Origin of the sequence: Streptomyces sp. NPDC097619 (assembly GCF_040302735.1) — a bacterium.
Classification (GTDB): Bacteria; Actinomycetota; Actinomycetes; order Streptomycetales; family Streptomycetaceae; genus Streptomyces.
Genome location: NZ_JBEOSD010000002.1, coordinates 43,252 through 64,431, shown reverse-complemented (window position 1 = coordinate 64,431; position 21,180 = coordinate 43,252). Strand labels below are relative to the sequence as shown.

The following is a 21,180-nucleotide window of genomic DNA, read 5'->3' as shown; positions in this document are numbered from 1 at the left end:
CGGTCCGGTCCCGGCCGGGGCCCGTCCCGGTCGCCGTCGCGCGGGGCCGGCAGCACAGTGGAGGCATGGGCGAGGCGAGCGGCGGGGGCGGCGCGGGGCGCGAGGCGCGGGCCGCGGGCCACGCGGGGCTGGTGCGGGAGCTGGTCGCCGCCGGGGTGCTGGCCGACCCGGCCTGGCGGGCGGCCTTCGAGGAGGTGCCCCGCCACCTGTTCGTCCCCGCCTTCTACGAGGGCCGCGGCGCCGGGTACGAGCGGGTCTGGGGCGAGGACCCCGATCCGGCCGGTCGGGCCCGCTGGCTGCGCGGGGTCCACACGGACACGGCCCTGGCCACCCGGATCCGGGACGGGGAGCTGATCTCCTCGGCCAGCCAGCCCTCCCTGATGGCCCGCATGCTGACCGCGCTGGACGTGCGGGACGGCGACCGGGTGCTGGAGATCGGCGCGGGCACCGGCTACAACGCGGCGCTGCTCTGCCACCGTCTCGGCGACGCGCTGGTCACCACCGTGGACCTGGACCCCGAGATCACCGAATCGGCCCGGACCCACCTGGAGCTGCTGGGGTACCGGCCCGAGGTGGTCACCGGGGACGGGGCCCGGGGCTGTCCGGCCCGGGCCCCTTTCGACCGGATCCTCGCCACCTGCTCGCTGCCCTCGGTGCCGTCCGCGTGGCCCGCCCAGTGCGCGCCCGGGGCTCGGATCCTGGCCCCGCTCGCCACCGGGCTGATCCGCCTGGAGGTGGCGGCGGACGGGTCCGCGGAGGGCCGTTTCCTGCCCACCGCGGCCTACTTCGTGCCGCTGCGCGGTGCCGCGGGGGCCCTGTTGCCCGCACCGCACCGGCCGGGCGCCGGGGCCCCGCACGACGTGCTGGAGAACGACCGCTTCCGGTTCGTGTTGGAGCTGACCGGGGGCGGACTGGGCGTGCGCGAGGCGCTGGACCTGTGGCGGCACGAGGACCGCCCCGGCCGGGAGCGCTTCGGCGTCACGGTCGGGGCGGAGGGCCAGTGGTGCTGGCTGGACGATCCGCGGGGCCCCTACGTCTGGCCCCTGGGCCCCCGGCGCGCCCCGGGCCCGCCGGGGGCGGGCTGAGCGGACGGGTGCGGGGGAAGAACGGCGGGGTCAGCCGCGGCGGATGGTGATGGTGGTCCAGGCGCCGACGTGGACCTGGTCCCCGTCGCCCAGCGGCACCGGCACGTACGGCTGGATCGGCTCCTCGCCGCCGTTGATGGTGGTGCCGTTGGTGGAGTTCTGGTCCACCACGGCCCAGCTGCCGTCGGGCTGCTGCACCAGCACCGCGTGCTGGTGCGAGACGCCCGGGTCCTCCGGAGGCACCGACAGGTCGATGGTCGGGGCCTCGCCGGTGGACTGGCGGCGGCGACCGATGGTGATCTGCCCGCCGGTGAGCGGCAGGTGCTGCTCGGGGGAGTACGCGGGCAGGTTGAGCCCGGCGGCCTCCGGCCCGCTGCGCCGCATCATCGCCATGAAGTAGGTGCGGTCCGGGCCGATCGTGGCCGACCAGCTGCCGCCGCCCTGCGGGTACGGCTGGTGCTGTCCGGGGTGGCCCTGCTGCTGCCCCGGGTGCCCCTGGTGCTGCCCGGGGTGGCCCGGGAAGGGGGGCGCGGACTGCTGCTGTCCGGGCGGGGTGAGGTTCCAGTCGCCGCTGCCGGTGGGGGCGGCGGGCCGGGGCTGTCCGGGAGCGCCGGGCCGACCCGGGGCGGGCGGCTGTTCGAAGCCGGGCAGCGGGGGCAGCACGGGGGCGTTGGGGTGCAGGCCGGGCGGGCGCGGCGGGCCGCCGGGGGTGTCCCCACCCAGCGGCTCGGCGGGGCGGTTGACCTGGGAGGGGCGGGAGCCCTGGTACTCGTACGGGTCCTGGCCCTGCGGCGCGCCCGGGTGCTGCTGCTGAGGATGCTGCGGCTGCTGGTGCTGGGGGTGCTGCTGCTGGGGGTGCTGAGGCTGGTAGCCGGGCGGCAGGTTCATGCCCGGACCCTGGCCGGGGGCGCCGGGGTGGCCGGGGCCCTGGGGCGAGACCGGGGTGTACGAGGTGGCGGTCCGGGTCAGGAAGTTGTACCGGCACTCCTCGCAGAAGGGCGCCATGGCCTCGCGGGGGGTGCGGCACTGCGGGCAGAGCTCCGCCTGCGCGGTGGCCTGGCCGCCGGGGGGCGGGAAGCCGTAGCCGTAGGAGGGCGCCTGGCCGGGGGCGGCGCCGGCGGGCGGCGCACCCGCTCCGGTCATGCGGATGCCGCAGACCTCGCACCAGTCCTCGGAGACCGATGCGTGTCCGTTCGGGCAGGTCGGCATGTCGGCCCTTCCCCCTCTCCCCGTCCGGCCCCCTGCGGGCCGTGATTCAGGACTTCACTTCTTCACTCGTACGGTCTTGGTCGAACGCGTTTCGAGAGTCATCTCGTCCGCATCCGTGACCTTCGCCTTCAGCCGCACAGTACCTGTCGCGGCATCGAGCACGTCGACCACCTTTGCCAGCAGTTTGGCAGTGTCCTCGTTCCCCGACGCACTCGCCAGTTGTACGGCCCGTCCCAACTTGGCCGTGGCAGCGTCGGAATCTCCCGATTTGCGGGCTTCCAACCCTTGCTGAATGGCCTGGGCGAGCTCGGCCTGCCCTGTGTAATGCGCCACTTGCGGGCTGATCGCGGTGGAAGCGGCCACATCGTCCGTCCACACCGCGCGGACCAGACCCTGGGCCAGGGGCGCCGGCGGACCACCCGCGGGGCCCTCCGCCGGACCGGGCCGCACCAGCGAGACCCGGGCCGCGAGCATCTCCTGTCCCAGCCCGGCGGCCGCCACCCGCACGCACACGTGGTAGTCCCGGGACTCGTCCCCCCAGGAGCCCGTCGGATAGTCCCCGGCCCGCGGTCCGGCCGCGGTGCGGCGGCCGGTCAGGTCCACCACGGAGGGGGCCACCTGCTTGACGAAGACCACCTCGGCGCCGACCGGCGTCCACAGCCGCAGCGCCACGTCGGCGACCTCCTTGGCCATGGCCTTCTCCATCATCCCCGTGAAGTCCGCGGCCAGGCCCGCGGGCTCGGCCACGATGTCCGCGGTGCCCAGCAGGGCCGTGGCTATCCCGGTGACCTCCGCGACCTCCCAGTCCACGCCCACCCCCCGGGCGTCGCAGGTGAAACGCCCCTCGCAGGCCCGCAGGGCGGCGGCCAGCTCCTCCGGGGCCTCGTGCTCGTTGCGCCCGTCGGTCAGCAGGATCCCGTGGCGCAGCGGGGCCGGGGTGTGGGCGAAGAGCCGCTCGGCCAGCCGCAGCCAGGTGCCGATGGCGGTGCCGCCGCCCGCCGAGAGCCGCCGCAGCGCCTCCTTGGCCTCGGCGCGGGTCCGCTCGTCGGCCAGGGCCAGCCGGCCGCCGCCCGGGTAGACGTCCTTGGCCACGTGGGTGCCCGCGACCAGGGCGAAGGCGGTGCCGTCCCGGAGGGTGTCCAGGGCGGCGGCGGTCGCCTCGCGGGCGTTGCGCATCTTCTCGGGCGGGTAGTCCATGGAGCCCGAGCAGTCGACCATCAGCACCACGGCCGCCGCCGGGCCCGCCTCCGGGCGGGCGGACAGCTTCGCCCCGCCCGTGGACTGCACCGTGACGATGGCGTCGACCTCACGGCCGCCCTCGGGCAGGTACGCGTTCTGGTACACCTCGACCGCGAAGCGCGGCGCGCTGGGCTTGGCGAAGTTGGCCATTCGGGCGGGCTCCTCGGGGACGGACGGGCGGAAGGCCGGGGAGGGGCGCGGTGGCCCCGGGGGCGGAGGACCGGGCGGCGGCGGACCGGACCGCCCGGCCGCACCGGAGGTCGGGCGGTCGGGGCGGCCGGTCCGGCCTCAGGCGCGGGGCGGACCCGGCACGGGCACCAGGGCCACGGTGATGTTGTCGTGGCCGCCGCCGTCGAGGGCGTGGCCCACCAGGACCCTGGCCGCGTGCAGCGGGTGCAGGGCGGCGTCGGGGGGCAGCAGCCGTGCCATCTCGCCGGCGGACTCGGCGTAGTTCCACAGCCCGTCGGTGCAGACCACGACCACCCCGGGCCGGTCCGGTTTGAAGGCGGCGGTGTGCGGCTCCAGCTCGTAGGCGTCGGCGCCGAGCCAGCCGGTGATGGCGTGGGCCCGGGAGTCGGCGTACGCCTCGGCCTCGTTCATCAGGCCCGCGGCGACCATCTGCGCGGCCCAGGAGTCGTCCTCGGTGAGCCGGGCGGCGGGGGCGCCGCGGTCGTCGGGGACCCAGTAGGCGCGGCTGTCGCCGACCCAGCCGATGACGAGCAGCCCGCCCATGGTGACGGAGCCGACCAGGGTGCAGGCCGGGGCGTTCTGGGAGCCCTGGCTCTCCGCGGCGAGGGCGTCCACCGCGGCGCCCGCCGCGATGATCGCCTCGTGCATGGCCTGCTGCGGGTGGACCCCGCGGGGCAGGGCCTCCAACAGGGACTCGCCGGCGGCGGCGGACGCGGCCGCGGAGGCCTCGTCGGGGCGGGCGGCGGAGGAGACCCCGTCGCAGACGATCGCCACGGTGGCGGTGGAGCCCTCGGGCAGGCTGGTGGCGGCCACCGTGAAGGAGTCCTCGTTGCGGTGGTGGCGCAGGCCGCGGTCGCTGACCGCCGCCACGCTGCCCAGCTCCTCCTCCACGTGGTCCCGGTCCCGGGGCTGGGCGTGGCCGCAGTGCTCGCAGTAGCCGTCGGTGTCCACCCGCCCGGCCCGGCAGGCCACGCAGGTCCGGCCGGGGGCGCCGGCGGCGGGCGGCGCGGTCCGCGCGGGGCCCTCGTGACCGGAGGCGGCGGCGGGGGCCTCCGGGAGCGGCCGCGGGGCGGCGGGAGGCTCCTGGTGCGGATGCCCGTGGTCCGGTTCCCCGTGGTCGGGGCCGTCGTGGCGGATCGCGGCCGGGGCGCCCGGCACCGGGTCCGAGGGGCGGGCCGGGGCGGTGCCGAAGCCCGCGCCGAAGCCGGTGTCGCGCCCCGGCGCGTGGCCGGGGTCCGCGCCGTGGCCCGGGTCGGGGCCGTAGCCGGGTTCGGGGGCGTGACCGGAACCGTAGGGGAGCTCACCGGAGTGGCCCGCGGCCCCGTGCGCCCGGTACGGCTCGGTGCCCGGCCGGCCCGCGGGGACGCCCGCCGCCCGCTCCCAGGGCGGGGCCGCGGGCATGCCGGAGGGCACGGGCGGGGCACCGGCGGCGGGACCCCAGCCGGCGGACCGGTCCGCCCCGTTCGGCCCGCCCGGCAGCCCCGGCCCGGCGGCCGCGCCGTGCAGCGGGCCGCCGCCGGTCAGGCGCAGCGTGGGGCGGTCCTGGACGCCGGGTGGCGCCGCGAGGGAAGAGCCGCAGCGGCCGCAGAAGAAGTCGTCCTCTTCCAGGGGTTCCGCGCAGTTGGGGCAGGCCGGCTGCCGGTCGATCCGAGCCATCACTCACACCCACGTTCGGGGACGGAAACGGTTTGCCCGCTCCACCAGTTCGATCCGCTCCTCGCCGCGCCGGGCCAGCCGGGCCAGGAGCCGGTACGAGCGCTCCAGTCCGAACCGGAGCCCCCGCTCGTCCAGTTGACTGCCGAGCAGCGAGGTCTGTCCGGGGCTCGCACCCCGGCTACCCGACAGTACCCAGTCCAGGGCCGAGCCCAGAACTTCCGCGGACAGCCGTTCGTGCCGCTCGGGGTCCAGCCCGAACCGCCGCAACTGCTCCACCTGCCCGGCCGCCGCCCGCAGGTCGTCCAGGAGGGCGTCCCGAGGGGAACGCTCCCGGAGCCGGGCCCGCACCGCCGCGACCCGGGCCGCGGTGTAGTGGATGGAGGACTCCGGCACGGACTCCAGGGCCCGGACGGCGCCCGCCCGGTCACCGGCGGCCAGCCGCACCCGGGCCAGGCCGAAGGCGGCGCTCACGAAACCGGGGTCCGTGGCCCACACCAGCCGGTAGTACTCGGCGGCGTTGTCGAGCTGCCCGAGGACCTCCGCGCAGAAGCCGAGGGCCAGCTTGGGGGCGGGCTCGCCCGGGAAGGCGTCGTACACGGCGTCGAAGGCCAGGGCGGCGGTCTCGTCGTCCCCGGCGGCCAGCGCCGTCACCCCGCGGGCCCACACGATCCGCCAGTCGTCGGGGTGGCGGTCCTCCAGCTCCCCGAGGACGGCCGCCGCCGCGCCCAGCTCGCCCAGCTCCAGCCGGGCCCGCAGCTCCCGCAGCCGCAGCTCCACGGAGCCGGTGGGGGCCGCGCTCAGCGCGGTGAGCAGCTCGGCGGCCCCGGAGGCCATCAGGCCCGCGAGGAACCCGGCGTTGGGGTCGTCCGGGTCGACGAGGGGACCGGGCAGGGCCAGGGCGGTACCGGGGCCGTCCGGGGGAGCGGTGCGCGCGGCGGGCCCCGGGGGCCCGGCCGACGGGGCGGGATCCGGGACGGCCGGCGCGGCCGCGGGGACCAGCGGGCCGGACCCCGGGGGTCGCGGGCCGGACGCGGGGGCCGCCCGGAACGCCGACCCGACCGCCGCGTGCGTGGCGGTGCTGCCGAGCGCCGCCACCGGCGCGGCGCCCGTGCCGCCCGTGGACACCAGCGGCACCGAGCCGCCCACCACCGGGCCGGTACCGGTGCCGGGCCCCGTGCCGGCCGGGTCGCCGGGGACGGTGCCCGCGGGATCGGGCCCCGCGGGGAGGGCGGCGGCGGAGCGTCGGAACAGCCGGGCGCGGGCCGGGGTGTGGCGGGCCCCCAGCCGGGAGGCCTCCCAGCCCGCCGGGTCCGTGAACAGCACGGTGTCGGGGACGCGCAGTTCCGGGCCGAAGAGCGTGGACAGCTGCGGCCGGGGACGGCCCGTCTGCAGCGCCACCACCTCCCGCAGCACCCCGGTCAGCTGCTCCGCCATCTCCTGCGCGGAGGCGAACCGGCGCCCCGGATCGGGGTCGGTGGCCCGCACCAGCAGCCGGTAGAAGGACTCGTACCGGCGGAACACCTCGATGTGCTCCGGGTCCGGCAGGCTGTCCACGAACACGTTCGTGTAGCCCTGGAAGTCGAAGGTCAGCACGGCGAGGGTGCGGGCCACGGTGTACAGGTCGGAGGCCACCGAGGGGCCCAGCTCGGCCACTTCGGGGGCCTGGTAGCCCACCGTGCCGTAGATGGCGGACTCCTGGTCGTCCATCCGCCGGACCGCGCCCATGTCGATCAGCTTGAGCTGGTCCTGCTGCTGGATGGCGTTGTCCACCTTGAAGTCGCAGTAGAGCAGGTTGCGGCTGTGCAGGTGGCCCAGGGCCTCCAGGGCCTCGATCCCGTAGGCGCAGGCCTGCTCCACGGGGAGCGGGTCCCGCCGGCCGTCCGGGCGCCGCCGCTCGTTGGCGATGTCCTTCAGCGACTTCCCGCCGACGTACTCCATCACTATGTAGCCGTCGAGCGAGCCGGTCCGCTGGTCCAGGTGCTCGACGAAGTTGTAGATGCGGACGATGTTGGAGTGCTCGATCTCGGCGAGGAAGCGCCGCTCCGAGATCGCCGCGGCCATCGCGTCCTGGTCGCCCGTGTCCAGCAGGCCCTTCAGGACCACCCAGCGGTCCGAGACCGCCCGGTCCACCGCCAGGTACACCCAGCCCAGACCGCCGTGCGCGAGGCAGCCCGCCACCTCGTACTGGCCGCGCACCACGTCACCGGAGCGCAGCTTCGGGACGAAGGAGTACGGGTGCCCGCACTTGGTGCAGAAGCCCTCGGTACGGCCCGACCGGTCCCCGCGGGACCGGCCCACCGGCGCCCCGCAGTCCGAACGCGAGCAGAACCGCTTCCGCTCCGGCACCTCCGGGTTCGCCAGCACCGCCGCCGACGGGTCCGGGCGCGGCACCTGGGGTACGGCCACCAGCCCGGCCCCCAGCCGATTGCGCCCCGAGGACCCGGACACCGGCCCCGAACTGCGCACCGAGACCGACGGGGCGCTGCCCGCGGTGCCGGACAGGGAGCGCGAGAGCCGCCCCGACACCGAGCGGCGCGAGCCCGAGGAGCGCGAGGAGGCGGAGCCGCGGGCGGAGGCGGAGCCCCGCCCGGAACCCCGAGAGCCCCGGGACCCCTGCGAGCCCCGGGAGCCGGCCGGGCCGGAGCCTCCCGGATCCGTGCCGGAGCCGCGCCGGGCGCGGGCCGCGGCGGTCCGCCCGGTCGGCGGGGAGGACAGCTCCGCCGCCCCCTCGCCCTCGCGCGCGGGGGGCACCACCGGACGCGAGGGGCCGGAGAGCAGCAGGCCCGCCGGCGGGGGCACCACCGGCAGCCCCGGCCCGGCACCGGCGGCGGGACCCGCGGTGACGGCCGGGGCCAGCCCGCAGGTGTCGCAGTACAGGGTGCCGCCGCCCACGTCCTCCAGGGCGCCGGGGCAGCCCGCCCGCCCGCAGGCGGTACCCGCCGTCGTCCCGCTCACGCGCCCTCCTCCGGTCCCCGCCCGGGCCCGGGCGCCAACAGCTCCGCCAGGGAACCCTGGTAGCGCAGCACCGCCTGCCCGGCGGCCCGCAGGTCACAGGGGGCGCTCCACAACATCCGCCGCGCGGTGTCGTACCGCTCCACCAGCACCGGGTCCTCCACCAGTCCGTGCCGGGCGGCCTTCGCCCGGTAGGCGTCCAGACGGCCGCGCAGTTCGGCCCGGACCGCCAGGGGCGCGGTCACCGCCGTCAGCGACTCCCGGGCCCTCATCAACTCCTCCTCCGCCCGCTCCTCCAGCGATTCCAGCAGCGGGGACAGCCGGTGCCACCGGCCGTGCCGACGGTACTCGGCGGCGGCGGCCAGCTGCTCCTGGAGGGCCGTCGGCGGCCCGCTCACCACGGGCACCTCCGAGGCGGCGATCTTCGCCAGGACCTCCCCGCGGGCCGTGCGCGCCTCCGAGAGGGTACGGTCCGCGCGGGCCAGCAGGTCCCGCAGGCGGAGCAGCCGCTGTTCGGCGTCCTGCCGGACCGCGAGCACCGCCTCCGTCTCCCGCCGCACCTCCTCCAGCGCGCGGGCCGCCCGGTCGTACCGCTCGGTGTCGGGGCGGCCCCCGCCGGGGGCCGAACTGCCCGCGGTGGGCCGCCAGAAGGCCAACGGGTCCGCGATCACCTCGGCGCGCAGCGCCGTCAACTCGCGGGTGATGCCGTCCAGGTCGTCACCGGCGGGGTGTTCACCGGGCCGCACCCCGACCGAATGGGCCAGCGAACGGGTCCGGTGCAGTTCGGCCGCCAGGAGGTCTATCCGCGCGGGCAGCGCCGACCACACCGCGTCCGCCGCGACCACCGTGTCCAGGGACCGGGCGTACAGCTGGTTCATCCGCGCCACCAACCCCGACAGGCTGAAGCGCTCGGCCAGCTCCGCGCCCCCGGTCCCGCTGCCCGGCACGGCCACGCTGCGCCCGCGCAGCCGCTCGGTCAGCTCGACCAGGTCCTCCCGGCTCGCCCAACGCCGCCGCTCGCGCAGCCCGCGGGCCTCCCGCAGGGCCGCGCTGTAGGCGTCGAAGCAGGCCCACAGCCGGGTCACCTCAGCCTCGGTGACGGCCCACCGGTCCCGGGTCACCCCGGCCAGCTCGGCCCCCTCCAACAGCCTGCGGCCCGCGTGGTCCTGGAGCGCGAGCAGCGAGGTCTCGACGGCCTCGTGCTCGGCGTCCAGCCGGGACAGCGCACGGTCCACCTCGTCCCGGTCCATCACCGGGCCCGCGGGCCCGTCCGCGGAGTCGGGGAGGGATTCCGTGCCGGCCATGTACGCCCTTCCTGTCCTGTGCTGCTCCGTGCCCTGCTGCCGTGTGTCCGCCGCCCCGCGGCCCGCTCCGCCGTCCGCCGCGCCCGCGGCGGCGCGGCTACGGGCGGTACTCGGGCTCCGGCGGTGCCTCGATGCCCTTCAGGTCCTTCTTCAGCCAGGTCCGGTAGGCCGTCATCCACGGGCTGCCGTCGCCGCCCCGGCGGTAGTCCTCCAGGACCTTGTTGACCCGGCGCACCAGGTCCTCGTCGCCCTTGTTCATCGCCACGCCGTAGAACTCCTTGGCGAACGGCTCGCCCACCATGTGGACCCCCGGGTCCTGGGCCGCGAGCCCCGCCGCCAGGGCGTTGTCGGTGACCATCCCGTCCACCTCGCCGAGCTGCAGCCGCACCAGGCAGTCCAGCTGGTTCGGCACGGTCACCGAGATGTCCGCGCCGAAGGACTTCTCCTTCAGCGCCGCCTCGGCCGTGGAACCGCTGGCCGTGCAGATCCGGCGGCCCTTCAGGGAGGGGTCGTACCCGGTGACGGGCGAGCCCCGCGGCACGAGCACCTGCGGGCCCGTCTCGAAGTACGCGGTGGAGAAGGCGACCTCCTCCAACCGCTTGCAGTTGATCGTCATCGTCCGCACCACCACGTCCACCCGGCCCTCCTTCAGGGCCGGGATCCGCTGGCTGGTCGGGATGGCCCGGTAGATCACGGCGTCCGGATCCCCGAGGATGTCCCGGGCGATGGCCCGGACCAGGTCGATGTCGAAGCCCTCCAGCTCCCCGGTGGCCGGATTGCGGTAGCCCCAGCGGTAGCTGTTCTGGTCCACGCCCGCGATCAGCTTCCCCGCCGCCTTGATCCGGGCGATCGCCGGACCGTCCGCCGCCGAGGGCCGCAGGCTCGCCTCCGGGTCCAGGCAGGTCTGCGCCGCCGCGCCCTCCCGCAACACCCCCGTGGTCACCGGCCGCGGGGTCCTCACCTCGGGCGCCCCCTCCCCGTGCCGGTCCAGCGGCACCAGCACCGCCGCGGCCGTCAACGCGCAGGCCAGCGCCATGCCGGTCACCCCGCCCCAGCCGCGCAGCCCGCCCGTCCCGGCCATCGAGGCCCCCTCCTCCCGCCGGGTCCGCACCCGCCGTCTCATCGGTACTCCGAGAGTCTGCGCCCGATGCCCAGGACCGCCCCGACCGCGCCCAGCAGGGCCAGTACCACGGCCCCCGCCACCAGCCCGCCGAAGGCCCCGGCCCCGCCCCGCGCGGCCCGGGTGAACTCCTCCTGCTCGTGGGCCACGGCCTCCTGGAGCGCGGCGTCCACCACGTCGAAGGAGGCGCCCGTGCTGCCGGTCCGGCCGATGACCTGGTCCAACGCGCCCTGGTAGTCGCCCTGCACGTCCGTGGCCCGCGCCGCCCGGTGCCGTTCCTGCCACTCCCGCACCGCCGCCGCGGCCCGGGACACCGGCTCCGCCCCGGCCAGGTCGTCGGCCAGCCGGGCCGCCCGCGCCAGGCGGGTGTCCAGCTCGTTCATGTTCCCCGCGAAGTCCACGTCGTACTTGTCGGACTTGTTGTCCGCGGCCAGCACCGCGCCCCGCGACACCAGGGTGAGGTTCTCGTTCGCCCGGGCCTGGAGGGAGCTGATCCGGGCGTCGTTGAGGACCTTCAACGACTCCTGCCCGTCCGTACGGGACTCCACCAGCCCCGACCGGGCCACGGTGTGCCCGGCCACCAACCACAGCAGCACCGCCACCGAGGCCGCCGTGGCCAGCAGCAGGCCGTGGTTGAACACCCGGTGGGTGCGGAGGTAGTTCCGGCGCTGCGCCCAGGCCAGCACGCCCAGGGCCAGCAGGCCGGCGCCCAGCGCCGGCCACGGCCAGGCGTCCGCCGCCTCGTAGTCCCGGTACAACCGGCCCGTCTCGGCCTCGTACAGCCGCTGCGCGGCGGGCAGCAGCTCCTCGCTCATCTGCTCGTTGGCGTAGCGGAGGTAGGCGCCGCCCAGGGGGAGTCCCTGCCGGTTGTTGGCGCGGGCCTGCTCGATCAGCCCGGTGTAGCGGGGCAGTCCCTCGCCGAGGAGGGCTATCTCCTGCCGGGACCGGTCCGCGCCGCTGGTGTTCGCGGCCGCCTTCACCAACAGGCGGGAGGCGTTGGCGATGTCGGCGAGGTACCGCTCGCGCAGCTCCCGGGACTCCTTCTCGCCCGCGAGGAAACCGCTGGAGGAGGCCGTGTCCGCGTCCGCGAGGGACCGGTAGATGCTGGCGGCGTCCGCGCTGAGCGGCTGGCTGCGGCCCACCACGTCGGCGGCGGCCGCGGCCCGGTCGTCCACCTGCCAGGCGGTGGCCGCGCCGAACACCGCCACGACGGCGGCCAGGACGGCGCCGATGATGCGCAGCCGGCCGGGCTCGGTGGTGGCGGCGGCGCGGAGCCGCCCGAGCGATTCGGACCAGGCGCGGGCGGGGCGCGGGGCCCCGGGCCGTGCCGGCTCCGTGCCGGAGCCGGGCTCCCGCGCGGGCTCCGGCACGGTGGCCGGTGCGGTGGTCGCGCGTGTCACCTGACCTCCCCCTGGGCCGTGGACGGTGTCGTGCGCCCGGCGGGCGCCCGGCCAGCAGTATGGCCGTGATGGCCGACATGCACACCCTCAATCCCCGGATCTTGACCCGGGGCCCGGTGGGCGTGCTCCCCCTCTCCTCCTCTATACGCCCGGGGGCCCGCCGGGGTTCCGCCCCCGACTCGGGTGTGGGGGAGGGCGGGTGCCCCCGTTCGCCGTCCGATGGGCTTCCGGTCGTCCCCGGGCGCCGGCGGGGCCGGGACGCGACCGGAGCGGCGGGGTCGAAAGCCGGCCGCCCGGCGGCCGGGGCCCCGAACGCACCGCGCCCCCGTCTCCCCGGGTGGGGGAGACGGGGGCGCGGGGGCCGCCCGGCGGGGCTCAGGGGGACTTGGTCATCCGCACCGAGCCGGGTCCGCCGGCCTGCGGTATCGGGTCGGTCCGCAGGGACTGCGGGGACGCCGGGTTGGCCAGCGCCGAGGGCGGGGCCACGGAGGCCGAGGGGTCGGCCGGGGCCTCGTCCTCCTCGGCCGGCGGCAGCCCGCCCACCAGGCTGATGCCGGCCTCGTCGAAGGCCAGCTTGATCCGCCAGCGCAGCTCGCGCTCCACCGAGAACTGCTGGCCCGGCATGGTCTTCGCGGACAGCTTCACCGTCATCGAGGCGAGCAGCACCTCGTCCAGGCCCAGGATCTCCACGGGGCCCCACAGCCGCTCGTCCCACGGGGACTCCTTGGCCATGCCCTCGGCGACCTCGGTGATGACCTCGCGCACCCGGTGCAGGTCCTCGCTGGGCTTGACGGTCACGTCCACGCCCGCGGTGGCCCAGCCCTGGCTGAGGTTGCCGATCCGCTTCACCTCGCCGTTGCGGACGTACCAGATCTCGCCGTTGTCCCCGCGCAGCTTGGTGACGCGCAGCCCGACCTCGATGACCTCACCGGTGGCCACGCCGGCGTCCACCTTGTCGCCGACGCCGTACTGGTCCTCCAGGATCATGAAGACGCCGGACAGGAAGTCCGTGACCAGGTTCCGGGCGCCGAAACCGATGGCGACACCGGCCACACCGGCGCTCGCCAGCAGCGGGGCCAGGTCGATCTTCAGCACCGACAGGACCATCAGCCCGCCGGTGCCCAGGATCAGGAACGAGGCCACCGAGCGCAGCACCGAACCGATCGCCTCCGAGCGCTGGCGCCGCCGCTCGGCGTTCACCAGCAGGCCGCCGAGGGCGGTGCCCTCGACGGCCTCGGCGCTGCGGTTCATCCGCGCTATCAGCTTGGTGATGGCCTTGCGGACCACCGAGCGCAGCACCCCGGCGATCACCAGGATCAGCAGGATCCGCAGACCGACGTCCAGCCAGGAGGCCCAGTTCTCCTCCACGAAGCTCGCGGCGTCGGTGGCGCTCTTATGGGCCTCTTCGAGGGTGTTGGGCGCCTCGGGCGTGGGGGTGGCAGCCAGGGCCGGCAGGATGGCGGGCCAGGACACGACAGGAACCTCCAGGGGCAGCTCTCTGCCCGCTGGGGCTGCGCGGGCAGGCCAACCACCCTAACGGGGCAATCCCGTCCACCCCGCCCCGTGCGGGCGGGAGAGACCAGGCTCACCCGCCGGCCCGTGTGGTCGAAAACACCCCGGACCCGTTACGGGCGCGTGGTGGCGCCGCGACCAGCGGTGAGGGGAGACTGAGACCAGATCGTCCCGGCGCGAGCCACGCGCCGCCGGCGTACAAGGAGGCCCCCGTGCCGCACGTCCTGGTCCTCAACGCGTCGTACGAGCCGCTCGGCGTCGTACCGCTCCGCCGCGCGCTCGTCCTCGTCCTGGAGAACAAGGCCGTCTCCCTGGAGGAATCCGGCGCCTACCTGCACAGTGCGACCCGAGCGGTCCCCGCGCCCAGCGTGGTCCGACTCCGGAGGTTCGTGCGGGTCCCCTACCGGGGGCCCGTTCCGCTCACCCGACGGGCGCTCTTCGCCCGCGACGGCGGGCGCTGCGTCTACTGCGGAGGGGTGGCCACCAGCGTGGACCACGTCATCCCGCGCAGCCGCGGCGGCCGGCACGTCTGGGACAACGTGGTCGCCGCGTGCCGCCGCTGCAACCACGTCAAGGCCGACCGGCACCTGGTGGACCTCGGCTGGCGGCTGCGCCACCCGCCCGAGCCGCCGTCCGGTCTGGCCTGGCGGATCATCGGCACGGGTCACCGCGACCCGCGCTGGCTGCCGTACCTCCAGCCGTACGGCGCCGACGACGTGATGGCCCGCATCGACGGGTCCGCCCGCCGCGACGGGGTCACGGGAGTCACCGTCTGAGCTCCGCCCGCCGCCCCGGAAGCCGGCCGGGGCGGGCGGGGGACCCCGCGCCGGCCCGTCCCGGGACCGCCCGGCCTACGGCTGTACGGCGTACGCCTCCGCCGACCACAGGGAGCAGCCGTACCGGGTCGCCCGGGTCTCGCAGACCACCCGGAGGAACCGGACGCCCGGCTCGTCCATGCCCACTTCCTCGCGGCCGCCGCGGCCGTCGCCCACCCGGGCGGCGGTACGCCAGTTCTCCCCGTCCGCGGACACCTCCACCCGGTAGGCCGACGGGTACGCGTCCTGCCAGGACAGCACGACCCGGCCCAGCCGCACCGGGGCGCTGCCGGCCAGCTCCGTCCGCCACCAGGCCCCGTCCTCGGCGGGCGAGGACCAGCGGGTGGCCGGATCGCCGTCGGCGGCCGCCGCCGCCGGGAAGTCGGGGGTCTCGTCCCCGGAGGAGTCCGCCCGGCCGCCGCGCGCCAGGTCCGGGCCCCCGGTCCGCGGGAAGGCCCGCACCGTGAGCGTCCGGGACTCTCCGCCGAAGGACACCGGCACCTCGTACACCCCGGCCGGGGTGCCCGCGGGCACGCTCACCTCCACCGGCACCGACACCCGGCCGCCCCGCGGCACGGTGGTCCGCGCCGGCAGCTTCACCCGGATGCCCTTCGGGGCCTTCGCGGTCAGGGCGCCCGCGACCCCGCCGGGCCGCAGCGCCGACAGCTCCGCCGACACCTTCCGCGCGCCGCCGCCGATCTCGGCCTCCGTCCGGCCGCCGTCGCCCAGCTCGAAGCGGGCCGTCGGGCCCTCCGCGAACCAGGGCACCACCCGGCGCACCACGGGCGCCCGCCCGGACTCCGCCCACAGCAGCCGCACCGCGTCCGCCCGGACCCCGGCCGCGGGGGCGTGCGTCCAGCCGCCCGGCGGGAGCTCGCCCAGCTTCACCCAGCCCCGGCCCGGCACCCGCGCCTCCACCACGGTGCCGCGGCCGGCGCCGGCCACCGGTTCCGCCATCACCGTGACGGCCTCGACCGGCCGGGGCCGGTCCAGCTCCACGGTGTACGAGCCCGCGTCCTCGGAGACGGTCACCGGACCCGGCAGCTGCCGTCCGGCCCCCGTCCACCGGTCCGCCTCCTCCGCGGCCCGCGTCAGGAACGGCTCCAGCACCCCCTTGCCCACGACGGCCGGGTTCCCGTCGGCCGCGAGCCCGCGCCGGGCCCCCTCCAGGGCCAGCGAGGCCCGCCAGGCCGCCGCCCCGTCCCCGCGGGCCTGCGCCGCGAGCAGGTCCACGGCCAGCTCCCCGGCCGTCCCGTAGGCCGCCAGCCGGTCCAGCCAGGGCCCGGCCTCCGCGGCCGGCCCGCCGCCCGCGGTGCCCGCCAGCCGGGCGGGAGCCTCCCGCATCACGGAGAACGCGGCCCGCAGCCGGGCAGCGGCCCCTTCGGCGGCCTTGCGGTCGGCTCCGGCCCGGGCCTGCCAGAACTCCGCCAGCAGCGGCCGCAGATAGCCCGACTCGTCCCCGCCGAGCACCGAGGAGACGGTGTTGCCCGCGAGGGCGCCCAGCGCCTCCCGGGCCGCCGGGTCCGGCCCGGCCAGCGCGTCGAGGGCGGCCCGCCAGGAGTCCGCGGCCCGGTAGCCGCGGGCGTTCCACGCGAAGTCCGCGGCCGTGAACAGCGGTATCCGGGAGGCCGCCGCCTGCGGCATCGCGTTGGCCAGCAGCTCCGCCGAACCGTTCGCCACGGCCGGCTCCCGCCCGGTGTACGGCCCCAGGAACAGTCGGTCCTGGGCGTAGTCGTTGACGGGGTAGTTGTCGAGGGTCACCAGCGGATGCCGGTACACCACCCGGACCCCGGCCAGCTCCCGGCCGGTGATGGTGCGGGGCACCACCCCGACCCCGGTCCAGGCCACCCGCACCGCAGGGTCCAGCCGGTCGGCCAGCGCGGTCCGGTACGGTGTCGCCCCGTCCTGGTAGTACTCCGTCGGCAGCAGGGCCAGGGGGGCCGCGCCCGGGTGCCGGGCGGCCAGGTGCGCGGCCAGCTCCCCGGCCACCTCCGCGTGCGCCCGGGCGGCCGCCGCCGGGCCGCGGCCGTACCGCTCCCGGTCGGCGCGACAGCCCCACTCGGTGTAGCTGACGTCCTGGAACTGGAGCTGGAACGCCCCGAAGCCCAGCTCCGCCATTCGGTCCGCCTTGCGCAGCAGCGCGGCCCGGTCGGCGGCCGAGGACAGGCACATGCTCTGCCCGGGCGCCACCGCCCAGGCCAGGGTCACGTGGTTCTCGCGGGCCCGCGCGGCCAGGGCCCGGAACCCCTCGCGCCGCTCCTTCGGGTACTCCTCGCGCCACCGCGCCGTGCGGTACGGGTCGTCCCCGGGCGCGTACAGGTAGCGGTTCTGCTTGGTGCGGCCCATGAAGTCGAGGTGCGCCAGCCGCTGCTCCAGGCTCCACGGCTGCCCGTAGAAGCCCTCCGCGGTGCCGCGGACGGCCGCCGAGGGCCAGTCCCGGACCCGCACCGCGGGCACCGTGCCGCCCCCGCCCGCCACGAGCTGCCGCAGGGTCTGGGCCGCGTGGAACAACCCGTCGGGGCCGGTGCCCGCCAGGGCCACGGTGTCCCGTCCGGCGTGCCGGCCGACCGCGATCCGGTACCCGCCGGCGGGCAGGTCCCCGGCGGGGGCCGCGCCCAGCGCCCGCAGGGCCTCCTCGGCGCCGGCCCCCGCGATCCGGAAGACCGGTCCGGCGCCGGGCGGCGGGTCCTGCGGCCCGCCCTCGTGCAGGGTGCGCACCCCGGCCGCGCGCAGCGCCGCCCTCAGCACCTCCAGGGCGTACGGGTCGGTGCCCGGCGGGGCGAGCAGCACGGCCTCCCGGCCCAGCGGCAGGGCGGCGCCGGTCGCGGTGAGGGACTGCGGGCGGGGCCACACCGCGGGGGTCCCGCCGGCGCGGGTCCCGGTCGGGGCCGCGGCCGGGCCGGGGAGCAGCGGTCCCGGGGTGCCCTGCCGGTCGGCCGCCGCCCGCTCCGCGGCCGCCGCGGCGCGTTCGGCGGGGGAGCGGTCCGGGCCCGGTCCGGGGACCGGCGCGGGGGCGGCCAGGGCGCCCGGCGCACCGGAGCCCGTGGTGAGCAGCCCTCCGATGACGGCCGCCGCGACGGCCACGGCCCGCTTCCTGCCCCGCATCTGCACCCTGCCTCCTCGTCCACCGCCCCCGTCCGTCCGAACGCCCGAGCTGAACACCCGTACGGCGGAGCTGTCAATGACAGGGGCCCCGGTGAACCCCCCTGACGGGGGTTCCTCCTGACGGGGGATGGAGGAATGCTCCGTGACGGTGTGGGTAGGGCTGCCTCGTCCCGATTCCTCCGGGGGCGTGGTGATCTCCCACACCCCCACGACCAGCGAAGGAGAGCCCACGTGACCGCCACAGACCGTCCCGGACCGGATCCGTCCCCCTCGATACGCCGACCCCCGCCGCTGCCGCGGCAGCGGACGTTGACCAGCGAACCACCCCTCGAATCCGTCCCCCTCATCAGCGAGCCCCCGCTGTCCGGCGCCGCCCCCGCGCTCACCAGCGAGCCCGCCACCCTCGGCGCCGTGCCGACCGGCTCCGGGAACTGACACCACAGAGGTGCCGATTGAGTCTCGACAGGCTCGCCGCGCTGCACGGGGTGGCCACCTCGTACGCGCCCGCGCGGGACGTGACCGTGGCGGTCCCCGAGCGGACCGTCCTCGCCGTGCTCGGGTCCCTGGGGGTCGACGCCTCGACCCCCGAGGCCCTGGCGGCGGCCCTCGCCGCGGCGGAGGCCCCGCGCCCGCTGCCGCCGACGCTCGTGCACTGGGAGGGCGGCCCGCCGCCCGCGGCCCTGGCCGCGCTGCCGCCGGGCACCCGGCTGGAGGTGGCGCTGGAGGACGGCGGCGGCGTCCCCTGGGGTCCCGGACTGCCCCTGGGGGTGCACCGGCTGACCGCCCGCCTGCCGGACGGCGGGGAGTCCGTCGCCACCCTCGTGGTGGCCCCCGACCGGGCCCCGGCCCCGCCCGCCCGCAGCCACGGCTTCCTGGTCCAGCTGTACTCGCTGCTGACCGACCGGTCCTGGGGCATGGGCGACCTCGGTGACCTGGCCGAGCTGGCCGACTGGGCGGCCCGCGCCCACGGCGCCGGGTTCGTTCAGGTCAACCCCCTGCACGCGGCGGTACCGGGCAGCCCCACGGACCCGTCCCCGTACCGCCCTTCCTCCCGCCGCTTCCCCGACCCGGTGCACCTGCGGGTCCCGGACCTGCCCGAGTACGACCGGGTGACGGAGCCGGAGCGCCGGGCCGCCCTGGACCGGCTGGCCGAACGCGGCGCCGCCCTGCGCCGGGCCGTGCTGGAAGAGGGCGCGCTCATCGACCGGGACGCCGTGTGGAAGCTGAAGCGGGCCGCGCTGCGGCTGCTGCACGCGGAGCCGCGCACCCCCGAGCGGGAGGCCGCCTACCGGGAGTTCCGCGCGCGCCAGGGTCCGGCCCTGGACGCCCACGCCGCCTGGTGCGCGGCGGCCTCCACCGCGCAGGATCCCCGGGGCGCACGGGGTCCCCGAGAAGCGCAGGACCCGCAGGACCCGCAGGAAGCGCAGGGCCCGCAGACCTCGCCGGATCCGGCCGAGACGGAGTTCCACCGCTGGCTGGTGTGGCTGACGGAGACGCAGCTCGCCGCCGCCCAACGCGCCGCCCGCACCGCCGGCATGGACATCGGACTCGTCCACGACCTCGCCGTCGGCGTGCACCCGGAGGGCTCCGACGTCCGCTCCCGCCCGGGCTCCTTCGCCACCGTCATGTCCGTGGGCGCCCCGCCCGACGCCTTCAACGCCCAGGGCCAGGACTGGGGCCTGCCGCCCTGGCGCCCCGACGCCCTGGCCGCGAGCGGGTACGCCCCCTACCGGGAGCTGCTGCGCGGCCTCCTCGGACATGCCGGGGCGCTGCGCATCGACCACGTGATGGGCCTGTTCCGGCTCTGGTGGATCCCGGCCGGGCGGCCGCCCACCGAGGGCACGTACGTCTCCTACGACGCCGAGGCGATGCTGGCGATCCTGGTCCTGGAAGCCCACCGGGCCGGGGCCGCCGTCATCGGGGAGGACCTGGGCACGGTGGCCCCCGGGGTCCGCGAGGCCCTGGCCCGGCGCGGGGTGCTGGGCACCTCGGTGCTGTGGTTCGAGCGGGACTGGGACGGCGGCGGGCGCCCGCTGGACCCGGCGGACTGGCGGGCCGACTGCCTGGCCACCGTCACCACCCACGACCTGCCGCCCACCGCGGCCCGGCTGAGCGGGGAACACCTCGAACTCCGCGACCGGCTGGGGCTGCTGGCCCGTCCACTGGCCGAGGAGCGGGCCGCGGACTCGGCGGACACCGCCGAGTGGCTGACCACCCTGTCCGGGCTGGGCTTCGACACGGCGGACGAGGAGGCCGCCGTGCGGGCCCTGTACGGCTTCCTGCGGCGGACCCCGGCCCGGTTGGTGGGGGTGTGGCTGCCGGACACCGTGGGCGACCGCCGGCCGCAGAACCTGCCGGGGACCTGGGACCAGTACCCCAACTGGCGGCTGCCGGTGGCCGACGCGGCCGGACGCCCCCTCACCCTGGCCGCGCTGGCGGCCTCCGGGCGGCTGGACGCGCTGATGGCGGCGGTCCGGGGGGAGGGGTGACCGGCCGCCGGCGGGGCGGCCCGCGGGGCCTCGGCGGGGGTCGTTCCGGTGCTCCGGTGCCCCCGTACGGCACCCCCGGGCGCGCGGCCGGTTCGGGGGTTCGCTACGTTTGCACCGTGGACAAGAAGAACGCCCTGCGCGCCGGCGCTGTCACGGCCGGATCGACGCTGATGATGATGCTGATGACGTCCCCCGCGCTCGCGCTCACCCGCGACGACGGTGACGACCCCGGTCCGGGTCTGAGCGTGGCCGAGACCCTCGGCCTGTTCGTCGCCGCTCCGATCGTGCTGTTCCTGGTCATCGCGGGTCTCGTGATGGTCGGGGACAAGTCCCGCAAGCAGCAGCCCGGCCAGGGCTGATCACCGGGGCCTCCGGGCCCCGTCTTCCTGCGGCACGGGCGCCGCGGGTCCGTACCGCCGTACGGCCCCGCGGCGCTTCGTCGTGTCCGCGTCCGGGCCGGCGTACGGGCTCACGTCCGGGCCCGCCTCCTTGCCGTGGCGTGCCCGGTGGCCCGGCTCAGAGTCCGGCCATGACCCGGCGGAGCAGGTCGCCGAGGAGGACGAGTTCCTCCGGGGAGAGTCCTTCCACCCCCCGGTGCTGCACCTCCAGACCGGCCGTGACGGCCCGGTCCACCACGTCGAGGCCCTGCTCGGTCAGGCTGACCCGCAGGCCCCGCCGGTCGTGCGGGTCGGGGGTCCGGCCGACCAGTCCCGCCTTCTCCAGCTTGTCCAGCCGCCCGGTCATCCCGCCGCTGGTCAGCATCAGGGTGGCCGACAGCTCCCGGGGTGAGAGCGTGTACGGCTCTCCCGACCGGCGCAGCGCCGCCACCACGTCGAACTCCCCGCGGGAGAGTCCGTAGCGCCCGTAGGTGCGTTCCATCTCGTCACCCATCGCACGGGTGATCCGGTAGATGCGGCCGAAGACGGCCATCGGGGCGGTGTCCAGGTCGGGCCGCTCGCGGTTCCACTGCGCCTCGATCGCGTCCACCGCGTCCTGCTGCTGGGTCATGACGGCAGTATCGGCGGATCCCGGGATCGGAAGCAAGAATGTTGCTTGACGAAAAGTTGCTTAGCGGTAAGCTACTTTCCATCAACCTACTTACGAG

15 protein-coding genes are annotated in these 21,180 nt (G+C 76.8%); 5 read left to right on the top strand and 10 right to left on the bottom strand.

What is annotated here, in order from left to right:
• Positions 1-65: 65 nt before the first annotated feature.
• Positions 66-1,085 carry a methyltransferase domain-containing protein gene (locus ABTZ17_RS00900; RefSeq protein ID WP_352193357.1) on the top strand — a complete coding sequence of 340 codons (1,020 nt, stop codon included), beginning with the start codon at positions 66-68 and terminating at the stop codon, positions 1,083-1,085.
• A 30-nt stretch (positions 1,086-1,115) separates the two neighbouring features.
• On the opposite strand, the gene ABTZ17_RS00895 is transcribed toward ABTZ17_RS00900, so the two are convergent.
• The 8 genes from ABTZ17_RS00895 to ABTZ17_RS00860 form a co-directional block, all read right to left on the bottom strand.
• On the bottom strand, positions 1,116-2,294 hold the full coding sequence (locus ABTZ17_RS00895; protein ID WP_352193356.1) for an FHA domain-containing protein: 1,179 nt from the start codon (positions 2,292-2,294) through the stop codon (positions 1,116-1,118).
• Positions 2,295-2,348: 54 nt separating this feature from the next.
• Positions 2,349-3,683: a vWA domain-containing protein gene (locus ABTZ17_RS00890; protein ID WP_352193355.1), complete on the bottom strand. Its 1,335-nt coding sequence runs from the start codon at positions 3,681-3,683 to the stop codon at positions 2,349-2,351.
• 138 nt (positions 3,684-3,821) lie between these two features.
• The gene (locus ABTZ17_RS00885) at positions 3,822-5,378 is read right to left on the bottom strand and encodes a protein phosphatase 2C domain-containing protein (RefSeq protein ID WP_352193354.1); all 1,557 of its coding nucleotides are present in this window, start codon (positions 5,376-5,378) and stop codon (positions 3,822-3,824) included.
• Between the two features lie 3 nt (positions 5,379-5,381).
• Entirely contained in the window at positions 5,382-8,333 is a 2,952-nt protein-coding gene (locus ABTZ17_RS00880) for a serine/threonine-protein kinase (protein ID WP_352193353.1), read from the bottom strand.
• On the bottom strand, positions 8,330-9,634 hold the full coding sequence (locus ABTZ17_RS00875; protein ID WP_352193352.1) for a hypothetical protein: 1,305 nt from the start codon (positions 9,632-9,634) through the stop codon (positions 8,330-8,332). Before ABTZ17_RS00875 ends, ABTZ17_RS00880 begins: the two co-directional genes overlap by 4 nt.
• Before the next feature lie 97 nt (positions 9,635-9,731).
• The gene (locus ABTZ17_RS00870) at positions 9,732-10,715 is read right to left on the bottom strand and encodes a glutamate ABC transporter substrate-binding protein (RefSeq protein ID WP_352193351.1); all 984 of its coding nucleotides are present in this window, start codon (positions 10,713-10,715) and stop codon (positions 9,732-9,734) included.
• Positions 10,716-10,753: 38 nt separating this feature from the next.
• Positions 10,754-12,154, bottom strand: a complete 1,401-nt coding sequence (locus ABTZ17_RS00865) for a GlnX family signal transduction membrane protein (protein WP_502994568.1) — start codon at positions 12,152-12,154, stop codon at positions 10,754-10,756.
• Positions 12,155-12,529: 375 nt separating this feature from the next.
• Positions 12,530-13,627 carry a mechanosensitive ion channel family protein gene (locus ABTZ17_RS00860; protein WP_352193350.1) on the bottom strand — a complete coding sequence of 366 codons (1,098 nt, stop codon included), beginning with the start codon at positions 13,625-13,627 and terminating at the stop codon, positions 12,530-12,532.
• A 251-nt stretch (positions 13,628-13,878) separates the two neighbouring features.
• On the opposite strand from ABTZ17_RS00860, the gene ABTZ17_RS00855 reads away from it, so the two are divergent.
• Positions 13,879-14,442: an HNH endonuclease gene (locus ABTZ17_RS00855; protein WP_352193349.1), complete on the top strand. Its 564-nt coding sequence runs from the start codon at positions 13,879-13,881 to the stop codon at positions 14,440-14,442.
• 75 nt (positions 14,443-14,517) lie between these two features.
• On the opposite strand, the gene ABTZ17_RS00850 is transcribed toward ABTZ17_RS00855, so the two are convergent.
• Complete coding sequence (locus ABTZ17_RS00850; RefSeq protein ID WP_352193348.1) at positions 14,518-17,586, bottom strand: beta-N-acetylglucosaminidase domain-containing protein; 3,069 nt, start codon at positions 17,584-17,586, stop codon at positions 14,518-14,520.
• A 231-nt stretch (positions 17,587-17,817) separates the two neighbouring features.
• On the opposite strand from ABTZ17_RS00850, the gene ABTZ17_RS00845 reads away from it, so the two are divergent.
• From ABTZ17_RS00845 to ABTZ17_RS00835, 3 genes are all read left to right on the top strand, one after another.
• A complete protein-coding gene (locus ABTZ17_RS00845; protein ID WP_352193428.1) occupies positions 17,818-18,021 on the top strand; it encodes a hypothetical protein in 204 nt (67 codons plus the stop codon).
• Between the two features lie 17 nt (positions 18,022-18,038).
• Positions 18,039-20,075: a 4-alpha-glucanotransferase gene (gene malQ / locus ABTZ17_RS00840; RefSeq protein ID WP_352193347.1), complete on the top strand. Its 2,037-nt coding sequence runs from the start codon at positions 18,039-18,041 to the stop codon at positions 20,073-20,075.
• Positions 20,076-20,191: 116 nt separating this feature from the next.
• Complete coding sequence (locus ABTZ17_RS00835) at positions 20,192-20,434, top strand: hypothetical protein (RefSeq protein WP_352193346.1); 243 nt, start codon at positions 20,192-20,194, stop codon at positions 20,432-20,434.
• Between the two features lie 157 nt (positions 20,435-20,591).
• Here the strand turns inward: ABTZ17_RS00835 and ABTZ17_RS00830 are convergent, their stop codons facing one another.
• Positions 20,592-21,083, bottom strand: coding sequence for a MarR family winged helix-turn-helix transcriptional regulator (locus tag ABTZ17_RS00830; RefSeq protein WP_352193345.1), 492 nt, complete (start codon positions 21,081-21,083; stop codon positions 20,592-20,594).
• Between the last annotated feature and the right edge of the window lie 97 nt (positions 21,084-21,180).